Genomic DNA, 11,888 nt, shown 5'->3' with positions numbered 1-11,888 from the left:
AAAAAGTTTATAAACAAAGGTCAAGTTAGAAAGAGCACTAGGTGAATGCCTAGGCACCAAGAGGCGAAGAAGGACGTGACAAGCTGCGAAAAGCTACGGAGAGGAGCAAATATCCATTGACCCGTAGATCTCCGAATCGGGAAACCGGTCCGAAAGGACATCATTAAATGAATCCATAGTTTAATGAAGCGAACCAGGGGAACTGAAACATCTAAGTACCCTGAGGAAGAGAAAGAAACATCGATTCCCCGAGTAGCGGCGAGCGAAAAGGGAACAGCCCAAGTACAAACGAAGAAAAGAACTTAGTCGAATCAGCTGGGAAGCTGACCCAAAGGAGGTAAAAGGCCCGTAGACGAAAAGGGAAAAGAATCAGTACAAAGAGTACCACGAGACACGAGAAACCTTGTGGGAACACAGGGGGACCACCCCCTAAGGCTAAATACTACTTGGTGACCGATAGCGAACAAGTACCGTGAGGGAAAGGTGAAAAGAACCCCGAGAGGGGAGTGAAAAAGAATCTGAAACCTAGTGTTTACAAGCAGCGAAAATGGCACAAGCCATGATCGTGTACTTTTTGTAGAACGGGCCAGCGAGTTATGATAAAAGGCAAGATTAATCTAATAAAAGAGGAGTCGAAGGGAGACCGAGTCTTAAGAGGGCGAAAGTCATTTATCATAGACCCGAAACCGTGTGATCTATCCATGGGCAGGTTGAAGTTGAAGTAAAATTCAATGGAGGACCGAACCGGGTAGCGTTTAAAAGCTATCGGATGACCTGTGGATAGGGGTGAAAAGCCAAACGAACACGGAGATAGCTGGTTCTCCTCGAAATAGCTTTAGGGCTAGCCTCTAGGAATACGTGTAGCGGAGGTAGAGCACTGAATGGTCAAGGGGCATGCATATGTTACCGAGACCTATCAAACTCCGAATGCCGAAACACAAACTAGGGAGTCAGACTATGTGGGATGAGCTTCATAGTCGAAAGGGAAAGAGCCCAGACCATCAGCTAAGGTCCCAAAATAATAGTTAAGTGGGAAAGGAAGTAGAATTACTGAGACAACTAGGATGTTGGCTTAGAAGCAGCCACACATTCAAAGAGTGCGTAATAGCTCACTAGTCAAGTGATTCTGCGCCGAAGATAACCGGGGCTAAACTATATACCGAAGCTATGGAACTAACAGTTGGTAGAGGAGCAATGTATGGAAGAAGAAGCAAAAGGAGTAATCCATTGTGGATACCATACAAGAGAGAATGCTGGCATGAGTAGCGAGAGGTGAGTGAGAATCTCACCCGTCGAAAACCTAAGGATTCCTGAGCAAGGCTCGTCCACTCAGGGTAAGTCGGGACCTAAGGCGAGGCTGAAAAGCGTAGTCGATGGACAACAGGTGGAAAATCCTGTACCGATACAATCGTTGAAGTAAGTGGGGACGCAGGAGGATAGTAGTAGCGCCCAGTTGGTGAGGCGTGCAAGCACAAAGGATAAGGAGTAGGCAAAACCGCTTCTTGAGAAGTCTGAAGTGTGATGCAGATCGAAAACAAGTAGAGAAAGATATGAATCCACACTGCCAAGAAAAGCCACGTACAAGAGAAGTATCGCCCGTACCGCAAACCGACACAGGTAGGAAAGGAGAGAATCCTAAGACGAGCGGAAAAACCTTTGTTAAGGAACTCGGCAAAATGACCCCGTAACTTCGGGAGAAGGGGAGCCCCTGTAAAAGGGGGCCGCAGTGAAAAGGCCCAAGCGACTGTTTACCAAAAACACAAGTTTCTGCTAAGTCGAAAGACGAAGTATAGGAGCTGACACCTGCCCGGTGCTGGAAGGTTAAGGGAAAAAGTTAGCGCAAGCGAAGCTTAGAACTGAAGCCCCAGTAAACGGCGGCCGTAACTATAACGGTCCTAAGGTAGCGAAATTCCTTGTCGGGTAAGTTCCGACCCGCACGAAAGGTGTAACGATTTGGGCACTGTCTCAACAAAGGATCCGGTGAAATTGTAGTAGCGGTAAAGATGCCGCTTACCCACGACAGGACGGAAAGACCCCATGGAGCTTTACTGTAAGCTGAGATTGGATTTTGGGATTAAATGTACAGAATAGGTGGGAGACAAGGAAACAAGTACGCCAGTATTTGCGGAGTCACCTTTGGGATACCACTCTTTTGATACTAGAATTCTAACCTAATCCCGTGAAACCGGGAAAGGGACACTCTCAGTTGGACAGTTTGACTGGGGCGGTCGCCTCCAAAAGAGTAACGGAGGCGTTCAAAGGTTCCCTCAGCACGGACGGAAATCGTGCAAAGAGTATAAAGGCAGAAGGGAGCTTAACTGCGAGACCAACAAGTCGAGCAGATGCGAAAGCAGGACTTAGTGATCCGGTGGTACCGAGTGGAAGGGCCATCGCTCAACGGATAAAAGCTACCCTGGGGATAACAGGCTTATCTCCCCCAAGAGTCCACATCGACGGGGAGGTTTGGCACCTCGATGTCGGCTCGTCTCATCCTGGGGCTGAAGTAGGTCCCAAGGGTTGGGCTGTTCGCCCATTAAAGAGGCACGCGAGCTGGGTTCAGAACGTCGCGAGACAGTTCGGTCCCTATCCGTCGTGGGCGTAGGAAATTTGAGAGGAGCTGTCCTTAGTACGAGAGGACCGGGATGGACAAACCTCTGGTGCACCAGTTGTACTGCCAAGTGCATAGCTGGGAAGCTAAGTTTGGAAGGGATAAGAGCTGAAAGCATCTAAGCACGAAGCCCCCCTCGAGATGAGATTTCCCTCAGAAATGATAAGACCCCTAGAAGAAAATTAGGTAGATAGGCTCAAGGTGGAAGTATAGTAATATATGGAGCTAGCGAGTACTAATAGGTCGAGAACTTGACCAAAGAAAGTTTTTAGTTTTTAAGTTATCCGGTGAGAATAGGAAGATGGACACACCTGTAACCATACCGAACACAGAAGTTAAGCATCAATCCGCTGATGGTACTTGGTTGGCAACGACCTGGGAGAGTAAGTTATTGCCGGTTTAAAGGTCTATAGACGCAAAGTGCATTTCGTTTATAGGCTTTTGTTATTTTTATTATTTTTTATTTGGAAGCTGTTTAGAATTTATTCTAAGCAGTTTTTCTTTTACTTTTAATTATATTAAATCACATTGGTTGTTTGAATTTTCTTGATTCGCTTTAATTATATTAAATCGCATTGGTTGTTTGAATTTTCTTGATTCGCTTTAATTATATTAAATCATGATAGTGTATTTAATTTCTTATTTCATTTTAATTAAAACTAATTTATTTTTAAAAAATTATACCGCTTATTCATTTTTAACAACCTTTTATACATAATTTATAGATTTAATTCCATATTTATTTATAATGTAATTAAAGCTTATGTTTTACTATGTTTTTAAGTTGAGGTGGCTATGAAAGTCGAGATTGTTCTTGATGAAAAATATCAAGAAACTTATGTAAAGATATTTACTGATAAGTATAATAAAGAAATTGAAAATTTGGAAAAATCTCTTGTTAATATTAACAATAATGTTATTTTAGGTTTTAAAGATGATGATGCCTTTGTGCTTGATTTAAAAAATATTTATAGATTTTTTACAGAGGATAAGGATGTTTTTATTGAATGTAGAGATAACACCTATAAATCAAGGCTAAGAATGTATGAGATTGAACATAGATTAAATAATTCTTTTGTACGAATTTCGAGGTCTGAGATTATTAATATTTCTTATATTAAAAAGTTAGATTTATCTTTTAAGGGAACTATTGCTGTTGAGTTAAAAAATGGAACAGTATCATACGTTTCAAGGAGAAATTTGAAAAATTTTAAGAAAGTTTTAGGTTTTTAGGAGGTTAATATGAAAAATTTAGGTAAATTTATCAACTTATTTCTAGTTGGTGTTGGTATAGGAACACTAGTAGAGGTTTTTATTTCTATTTTTATAGGGCAAATTACTGTTGGAGTTCCTTTATATTTTAGTAAGTTTGATTCTTTAATTTTAGCAAGAATTCTTGAAATATTATTTTATGGCGGTTTTTCTATTGTTGGAAATTTTTCAGCAAGATTTTACAGAGATGATAGTAATTCTATATTAAAGGCATCATTAATGCAGTTTATTATCTTATTTATATATTTTTCTTTTACTGGCTATTTCCTATGTTGGTTTAGAAGTTTATATGTATTCTTAGGAGCTTTTGCAATATTTCTTTTTATTTTTTTTAGTATATGGACTTTAATTTTTTTAATTGAAAAGAAGAAAATTGAAAAAATTAATAAAAAATTTTCAAACTAAAAAACCAAGGAGTTTTAAACTTCTTGGTTTTTTTATATTGTACTTAGTTTTTATATTATACTTAGTCTAATTCGTTAATTACTTTTACTAAGTGGTTATAAACTCTTTGTATTGAACCTAAATATGTTGTTTCTTTAGGGGTGTGAGCTCCTCTTACATCGGGTCCTAATGAAACTATATCTAGATTTTGATTTTTCTTATAAAATACTCCACATTCAAGTCCGCCATGAATTATTGCTAATTCCATATCTTTGCCGTAACTTTCTTTGTAAGTTTTTTTAACTATTTCTCTTAAAGGAGAGTGTTCTTTATATTCCCATTCAGGATAATAGTTTATAAATTCATAATCTACATTGAAACCTTTTGAAGCGTCCTTAAATATTTGTTCAAATTCTTCTATTAAAGATGATTTTATGAATCTCATAGAGTCTTTTACTAGATATCTACTTGTATCTTTTTCATATCTTCTGACTATAGCAAGATTGGATGAAGATTCTAAGAATTTTTTTGTATCATCTGTATATGATCTAAGTCCTGTCGGAAGACCTAATAGAAACTTTGCAAATTCTTTGGATGATTTTTCTGTTTGAATTTTTCCTTTGTATTTTTCAGTAGAAACTGTAATAGAAAAATCTCCGTCTAAGTCTTGGTATTTGTCGACAAGTTCATTTATTACTTTTTTTGCAATATCAGTATCGCAAGAAATTAATAGCTTTCCTTGTCTGGGAATTGCATTATCTTTTGTACCACAATCAATTTCTGCAATTTTACCATTTACTTTATCTATAAATTCAGCAATAATTTTAATCATATTGCCCCTATTTTTATCTATTTCTACACCTGAATGACCGCCTTCAAGACCAGCAAATTCAAGTGATAAAACATCTTTGTCATAATCTTCATAGCTAGGGGTAAAGATTGCTTTATATTGTTCACCACCAGCTGCGGCCATTGTTAAAATTCCTTCATCTTCTGAATCTATATTTATGAGATAAGAGCCTTGTAAAAATTCTGCAGATACATTTTTTGCTCCGTGCATATCTGTTTCTTCTGAAACTGTTACTAAAATCGTCATTGGTCCGTGTTCTGTAGTTTCAGCTAGGGCAAAGGCAGTTGCAAGTCCTATACCGTCATCAGCGCCTAGTGTTGTGCCATCAGCTCTTAAAATATCACCATCATAAATAAGTTTTATTGGGTCTTTTAGAAAATCATGGTTGGAATCACTGCTTTTTTCACAAACCATATCCATATGGGCTTGCAAGATTACTCTTTTTTTATTTTGACAATTTTCTTTTGCAGGAACATCAATTTTAACGTTTAAAACTTTATCTTGCTCTGCCTTATATCCTTTTTCTTGGGCAAGTTTTACTAAATAGTCAGAGATTTCCTTTTCATTTCCTGAACCTCTTGGAATTTTTGCGAATTTTTCAAAATATTCAAGTACTAAATGTTTATCCATATAATCACCTCATTTTAAATTTATTTTATGGTATAACTTTTTACCTTTTCTCAAGATAATTTCATCATCTTTAAACTTATCTAAGGTAATTATTAAAGCTGGGTCAGTTATTTTTTCATCATTGATTGAAATTCCACCTTGATTTATAAGTCTTCTAGCTTCAGAATTTGTTTTTGAAAAGCCTATTTCTGTTAATATATTTAAAATGCCTATACCTTCTTGTAAGCTTTCTTTATTCATAAGTGTAGAGGGGATATTTTCTGCTGTTTTTTGACCTCCAAACATTGCTTTTGATGCTTCAAGGGCTTTTTTTGCTTCCTCTTCTCCGTGAACATCCTTAACTACTTCATAAGCTAAAACTTCTTTTGCCTTGTTTAGTTCTTGACCTTCTAATTTTTCATATTCTTTAATTTCATCCATATCTAAAAGTGTCAAAAGTTTTAAAAATTTAATTACATCCCTATCGTCAGTATTTCTCAAATATTGGAACATTTCATAGGGAGAAGTTTTTTCTTTTGATAGCCAAATAGCACCTTTTTCAGTTTTGCCCATTTTGACACCATTTGCAGTAATTAGCAATTTAAAAGTCATGCCGAATACTTTTTCTTCTTCTAATTTTCTAACAAGTTCATATCCGCCAATAATATTTGACCATTGATCAGAACCTCCAAGCTCAAGTTTTACACCATAATTTCTGTATAAGTGTAGAAAATCGTAAGATTGCATTAGCATATATGAAAATTCAAAGAATGTAAGCCCTTTTTCCATTCTATTTTTGTAGCAATCAAAAGTTAACATCCTATTTACTGAAAAATGAACGCCAATAGTCCTCATAAATTCAAGAAAATTAAGATTTAAAAGCCAATCACCATTATTTAAAATCATGCCTTTGCCATCAGAAAAATCAACAAATCTTGAAATTTGCTCCTTAAAACATTTTGCATTGTGATCAATAGTTTGTCTATCCATCAATTTTCTCATATCATTTTTGCCTGATGGGTCACCTATAGATGTTGTTCCGCCACCTAAAAGTGCAACTGGAATATGTCCTTGTTTTTGCATATGTTGCATAACTCTAATTTGTAAGAAGTGGCCAAGAGTTAGTGAATCGGCTGTTGCATCAAAACCTATATAAAATTTAATCTTTTCTTTTTCCAAAACATCCTTGAGATTTTCTTCATCTGTAACAGAATCTATAAAACCTCTTTCTTTTAAAACGTCAAATACATTTTTTGTCATAAATACCTCCAATAAAAAAAGCCAGGCATTGAAAGGACGCATTCGTGGTACCACCTTTCTTCGCCATAGGCCTTAAAGTCTAAAATACTCGACTCTGATATTGTAATTCGGCTAAAAGCTTACTTTATATCTTCTCCGTCTTTAATATGTTATACTAAAATTATACTAATAATATTTATTAAAGTCAAATGGAAGTGATCATATGTATGGAATAGATATATGTAAAATAAGTAGGATTAAAGATTTATTCGATAAATATCCCAAATTTTTAGATGAATATTTTACTGAAAATGAGATAAATTATATTAGAAAGAAAAAAAATCCCTATGAAAGAATGGCGGGAATTTTTTCTGCTAAGGAAGCTATAATAAAAGCAAACGAAATAGATAAAACTTTTCCACCCAAAGAAATAGAAATTTTTCATGAAAATAAAAAGCCCTATGGTAAATTTAGGGGACAAAAATATTATCTGTCTATTTCTCATGAAAGAGATTATGCCGTAGCTTTTGCCAAACTGATTGAAAATTATATAGAGATTGAAAAGGAATTTATCAATATTATGCCCAAGAGGGATAGTAATTCACATAAAGGGACTTTTGGCAAGATTGGAATTGTAGGTGGCAGTTTTGGCATGACAGGTTCTGTTTATTTATCTTCAAATGCTTGCTTAAAATCAGGGGCAGGTCTTGTTTATAATGTTGTAGATAAGGAAATTTTTGAAATTATGTCAATAAAATATATTGAACCTATTGCAAAGACCTTTGATAATAATGATGATTTAATTAAATTTTTAAATTCTCTAGATGTAGTTGCAATTGGTCCTGGAATGGGGACAAAGAAGGAAAAGATAGAAATTTTAAAAAGAGTTCTAAAAATTCAAAAACCATTATTAATAGATGCAGACGGTCTAAACAATTTAGTTTTAATAGATGAGCCTTTCAAGAACAGAAAGGATTTTCAAACAGTACTAACCCCACATCCTCTTGAATTTTCAAGACTTACAGGACTTGATCCAAATTTTATAAATAATAATAGAGAAAAACTTGCAAAGGAATATGCAAAGAAAAATAAAGTGGTTTTAGTTTTAAAAGGAAGTGCAACTGTGGTAACTGATGGCGATAGAATCTATATCAATAAGAGTGGGAATCCCGGCATGGCAAGTGCAGGTTCAGGCGATGTACTGACAGGAATAATAAGTGCACTTTTAAAAATTTTTCCAAGCTTTGAAGCCGCAAAGGTGGGAGTTTATATTCACGGATTAGCTGGAGATTTTGCAAAAAATAGTTTGGGAGAAGTTTCAATGAGGGCAAGAGATATTATTAATTTTTTACCAATGGCATTTAAGTCCATTGACAAGAATTAAAAATACACGTATAATCATATGGGAAAGTTTCTTTTAACCGAAAAGGTGAGAGTATGATGATAAAAAGAGGAGATATATTTTATGCAGACCTTTCGCCGGTTATTGGTTCTGAACAGGGTGGCGTTAGACCTGTTGTAGTAGTCCAGAATGATGTTGGTAACAAGTATTCTCCAACTATAATAGTAGCAGCTATAACGAGCCAACTTAATAAAGCCAAATTGCCCACCCATGTTAATGTAAAAGCTAAGACTGTACCGCTTCCAAAAAATTCAGTTATATTGTTAGAACAAATTAGAACAATAGATAAAAAAAGGTTGAGAGAAAGAATTGGCAGATTTGGCGAAGATGTTATGACCGTCATAGATGATGCTATAAAAGTTAGTTTGGGAATAAAATAATATTGTTTGGACATACATATTAGAGCTGTTTTTTCAACAGCTCTTTTTAATATGGAAAAATATTTCTAGCTATGGTAAAATCAATAAAGGTAAAGAGTAAAGGCAAGGTAATTATGGAAAAAGTTAGTATTTTCGGAATAAATATTTGTAATATTTCTTTTGAAGAAAATAAAAAAATTTTAGTGAAATTTTTAGAATCTGATAAACTTAATAGGATTTATACACCCAATACTGAAATTGTTATGGCAGCCAGGGAAGATAATGAATTAAAAAATATTATCAATAGTGGAGAACTGGTAATTTGTGACGGTATTGGTCTTATTTATGGTGCAAAAATCAGAAAAAAACCCTTAAAAGAAAGGGTAACTGGTTTTGATACCTCCATGGAATTATTAAAACTTGCCGATGAGAAGGGACTTAATTTATATTTTTTAGGAGGCAAGGAAGGGGTAAGCAAAAAAGCTTGTGAAAATGTTCAAAAAAAATACAAAAATTTAAAAGTTTGTGGTTATCACAATGGATATTTCCCTGGAAGTCATATGGGAGTTGATAATTCCGAAGAAGAGAAAAATATCATTGATGAAATAAATTCAAAAAATGTCAATATTATTTTTGTAGGTCTAGGATTTCCAAAACAAGAAATATGGATTGACAAGAATTTCCATAAGATTAAAGCAAATATTATTATTGGTAATGGTGGAGTTTTAGATATTTTAGCTGGTCAAGCAAAAAGAGCTCCAAAAATTTTTATAAAATTAAATTTGGAATGGTTCTATAGGCTTATTACAAACCCGTCAAGATTTAAAAGACAGCTCGCCATTCCAAAGTTTTTAGTTTCAATATTATTAGATAAGAAAAGTGTACAATGATAAAAGGAGAAGAAATGAAAGATAGTTTAAATGTAAACACCATTAGAATGTTGTCAATAGACCAAGTGCAAAAGGCAAACTCAGGCCATCCTGGCTTACCTTTGGGAGCAGCACCCATGGCTTATGAACTTTTTAAAGACCATTTAAAAATAAATCCCAAAGATCCAAACTGGCACAACAGAGATAGGTTTATCTTATCAGCAGGCCATGGAAGTGCACTTTTATATTCGTTGCTTTATCTTTTCGGATATGGACTTAGTCTTGAGGATTTAAAAAATTTTAGACAAATACTTTCAAAGACCCCAGGTCACCCTGAATACGGTCATACTGTAGGAGTTGACGCAACTACAGGACCACTTGGTCAAGGTATTTCTATGGCTGTAGGCATGGCACTAGCAGAAGAAAAACTTGGAGCCTTATACAATAAGGATATAAAATTAATAGACCACTATACTTATGCCTTAGTAGGTGATGGATGCCTTATGGAAGGAATATCCAATGAAGCCTCATCACTTGCAGGAACATTAAATTTGAAAAAATTAATAGTCTTATACGATTCTAATAATATAACAATAGAAGGTTCAACTGATCTTGCCTTTGCAGAAGATGTATTAAAAAGATACGATGCTTTGGGATGGGATACTTTTGAAGTTATGGACGGAAATAATTTAGAAGAAATTTCAAAGGCAATAGAAGATGCAAAGAAAAGCCCAAATCCAGCCATGATAAAAGTTAATACCAAAATAGGTTATGGATCACCTATGGCAGGTTCTGAAAAATCTCACGGTTCACCTCTAGGAATAGAAAATATTAAAAAGACCAGGGAATTTTTTAATATGAAAGATGAAGATTTTTATGTTGATGAAGAAGTCAAAGATAACTTTTCACAAATAATTAAAAATCTTCAAGAAAAATACCAAGAAGATAAGAAAAACGAAGAAAAATATAAGGAAAAATATCCAAAACTCTACAAGGAATATATTGAAAGCTTGGATAAATCAAAAAATATAGATTATGTAGATAAGGATTTTTATGATTCTTTCGATAAAGATATGGCGACAAGACAAACATCAGGTAAAGTTTTAAACCATATAGCAAAGAAATGTAAATACTTATTTGGAGGTTCTGCAGATCTTGCCGGTTCAAATAAATCATCTTTAGATGGGGAAGAATATTTTTCAAAAGACAACAGATTAGGAAGAAATATAACCTTCGGAGTGCGTGAAAATGCTATGGGAGCTATAACAAATGGTATGTTATTGCATGGCGGTTTGAGACCTTATAATGCAACATTTTTAGTATTTTCAGATTATATGAAACCAACAATTAGGCTCGCAAGCCTTATGAATATACCAAATATTTATATATTCTCCCACGATTCTATAGGAGTAGGGGAAGATGGGCCAACCCACCAACCAATTGAACACCTTGCAATGTTAAGGTCTATACCAAATTTAATAGTATTTAGACCAGCAGATGGAAGAGAAACTTGCGTAGCTTGGAACCTTGCAATGCAATCAAAAAATACTCCAATAGCCTTGATATTGACAAGACAAAGCCTACCACAACTTGAAAATTCTTCATTAGATGCCAAAAAAGGAGCTTATATAATTAAAAAAGAAGAAGAAAAGCTTGAAAAAATTATAATAGCTACAGGCTCTGAAGTTCATCTTGCACTTGAAGCCACAAAAGATATTAAAAATGTAAGAGTAGTAAGTATGCCTTCAATGGAGCTATTTGAAGCACAAACTGCATCCTATAGGGAAGAAATTTTACCAAAGGAAATTAAAAAGAGAATCAGCGTGGAAGCATCATCATCCTTTGGTTGGCAAAAATTCACAGGTCTTGAAGGAAAAAATATTTCCATAGACACCTTTGGTATAAGCGCTCCAGCAAAGGAAGTTTATAAATACTTTGGCATAACGGTTGAAAATATAAAAAAAGCAGTTGAAGAATTATAAATTAATTACTTTACAAATACCCTCATAATTGTGGTGACCCCATAAAGTTGGACCAAATACCAGAGAGAATTTATATTTTCTCTGGTATTTTTTATGCTGCATTCTTTTCTCTATATTCTATTGGACTTAAATATCCTAATTTTTCTTTTATCCTATCTTTATTGTAATATTCGATATATTCTTCTATTGTTTCTTTTAATTCTTTGTATGAATAGAATTTTTTACCATGGTAGATTTCTTGTTTTAGTATCCCAAAGAAGTTTTCCATTGGGGAGTTATCTAGGCAATTTCCCTTTCTTGACATTGATTGGGTT

General features: G+C 34.6%; 9 protein-coding genes and 2 rRNA genes. 8 read left to right on the top strand and 3 right to left on the bottom strand.

Features of this window, described 5'->3' with window-relative positions; genetic code table 11:
- The first annotated feature begins 18 nt into the window (after positions 1-18).
- From F594_RS0108985 to F594_RS0108970, 4 genes are all read left to right on the top strand, one after another.
- Positions 19-2,867 (top strand): 23S ribosomal RNA (locus F594_RS0108985).
- A 24-nt stretch (positions 2,868-2,891) separates the two neighbouring features.
- Positions 2,892-3,008, top strand: a 5S ribosomal RNA gene (gene rrf / locus F594_RS0108980).
- A 395-nt stretch (positions 3,009-3,403) separates the two neighbouring features.
- The gene (locus F594_RS0108975) at positions 3,404-3,841 is read left to right on the top strand and encodes a LytTR family DNA-binding domain-containing protein (protein ID WP_019035344.1); all 438 of its coding nucleotides are present in this window, start codon (positions 3,404-3,406) and stop codon (positions 3,839-3,841) included.
- Positions 3,842-3,850: 9 nt separating this feature from the next.
- On the top strand, positions 3,851-4,285 hold the full coding sequence (locus F594_RS0108970) for a DUF3021 family protein (protein ID WP_019035343.1): 435 nt from the start codon (positions 3,851-3,853) through the stop codon (positions 4,283-4,285).
- A gap of 61 nt (positions 4,286-4,346) precedes the next feature.
- On the opposite strand, the gene pepD is transcribed toward F594_RS0108970, so the two are convergent.
- Both pepD and tyrS read right to left on the bottom strand, forming a co-directional pair.
- Positions 4,347-5,744 carry a beta-Ala-His dipeptidase gene (gene pepD / locus F594_RS0108965; RefSeq protein ID WP_019035342.1) on the bottom strand — a complete coding sequence of 466 codons (1,398 nt, stop codon included), beginning with the start codon at positions 5,742-5,744 and terminating at the stop codon, positions 4,347-4,349.
- Positions 5,745-5,753: 9 nt separating this feature from the next.
- Positions 5,754-6,983 carry a tyrosine--tRNA ligase gene (tyrS, locus tag F594_RS0108960; protein WP_009345437.1) on the bottom strand — a complete coding sequence of 410 codons (1,230 nt, stop codon included), beginning with the start codon at positions 6,981-6,983 and terminating at the stop codon, positions 5,754-5,756.
- Between the two features lie 202 nt (positions 6,984-7,185).
- Between tyrS and F594_RS0108955 the strand changes: the two genes are divergently transcribed.
- The 4 genes from F594_RS0108955 to tkt all read left to right on the top strand — a co-directional run bounded on the left by F594_RS0108955 (position 7,186) and on the right by tkt (position 11,574).
- Positions 7,186-8,346: an NAD(P)H-hydrate dehydratase gene (locus F594_RS0108955; RefSeq protein WP_019035341.1), complete on the top strand. Its 1,161-nt coding sequence runs from the start codon at positions 7,186-7,188 to the stop codon at positions 8,344-8,346.
- A 53-nt stretch (positions 8,347-8,399) separates the two neighbouring features.
- A complete protein-coding gene (locus tag F594_RS0108950) occupies positions 8,400-8,744 on the top strand; it encodes a type II toxin-antitoxin system PemK/MazF family toxin (RefSeq protein WP_009345439.1) in 345 nt (114 codons plus the stop codon).
- 71 nt (positions 8,745-8,815) lie between these two features.
- Complete coding sequence (locus tag F594_RS0108945; protein WP_019035340.1) at positions 8,816-9,613, top strand: WecB/TagA/CpsF family glycosyltransferase; 798 nt, start codon at positions 8,816-8,818, stop codon at positions 9,611-9,613.
- A 14-nt stretch (positions 9,614-9,627) separates the two neighbouring features.
- Positions 9,628-11,574, top strand: coding sequence for a transketolase (gene tkt, locus F594_RS0108940; RefSeq protein ID WP_019035339.1), 1,947 nt, complete (start codon positions 9,628-9,630; stop codon positions 11,572-11,574).
- Between the two features lie 91 nt (positions 11,575-11,665).
- Here tkt and F594_RS0108930 read toward each other — a convergent pair.
- Positions 11,666-11,888 (bottom strand): IS3 family transposase (locus F594_RS0108930; RefSeq protein ID WP_019035337.1); only part of this gene is annotated, 223 nt, incomplete at its 5' end.

The sequence above is a fragment of the Peptoniphilus lacrimalis DSM 7455 genome (genome assembly GCF_000378725.1).
In the GTDB taxonomy this organism is placed as follows: domain Bacteria; phylum Bacillota; class Clostridia; order Tissierellales; family Peptoniphilaceae; genus Peptoniphilus_A; species Peptoniphilus_A lacrimalis.
The sequence above is the reverse complement of the archived record's forward strand: the minus strand, read 5'-3'. Positions and strand labels throughout refer to the sequence as shown.

Coding starts and splice junctions, on each gene's coding strand:
- F594_RS0108975 (WP_019035344.1), top strand. CDS start 3,404: ATGAAAGTCGAGATTGTTCTTGATGAAAAATATCAAGAAACTTATGTA.
- F594_RS0108970 (WP_019035343.1), top strand. CDS start 3,851: ATGAAAAATTTAGGTAAATTTATCAACTTATTTCTAGTTGGTGTTGGT.
- pepD (WP_019035342.1), bottom strand. CDS start 5,744: ATGGATAAACATTTAGTACTTGAATATTTTGAAAAATTCGCAAAAATT.
- tyrS (WP_009345437.1), bottom strand. CDS start 6,983: ATGACAAAAAATGTATTTGACGTTTTAAAAGAAAGAGGTTTTATAGAT.
- F594_RS0108955 (WP_019035341.1), top strand. CDS start 7,186: ATGTATGGAATAGATATATGTAAAATAAGTAGGATTAAAGATTTATTC.
- F594_RS0108950 (WP_009345439.1), top strand. CDS start 8,400: ATGATGATAAAAAGAGGAGATATATTTTATGCAGACCTTTCGCCGGTT.
- F594_RS0108945 (WP_019035340.1), top strand. CDS start 8,816: ATGGTAAAATCAATAAAGGTAAAGAGTAAAGGCAAGGTAATTATGGAA.
- tkt (WP_019035339.1), top strand. CDS start 9,628: ATGAAAGATAGTTTAAATGTAAACACCATTAGAATGTTGTCAATAGAC.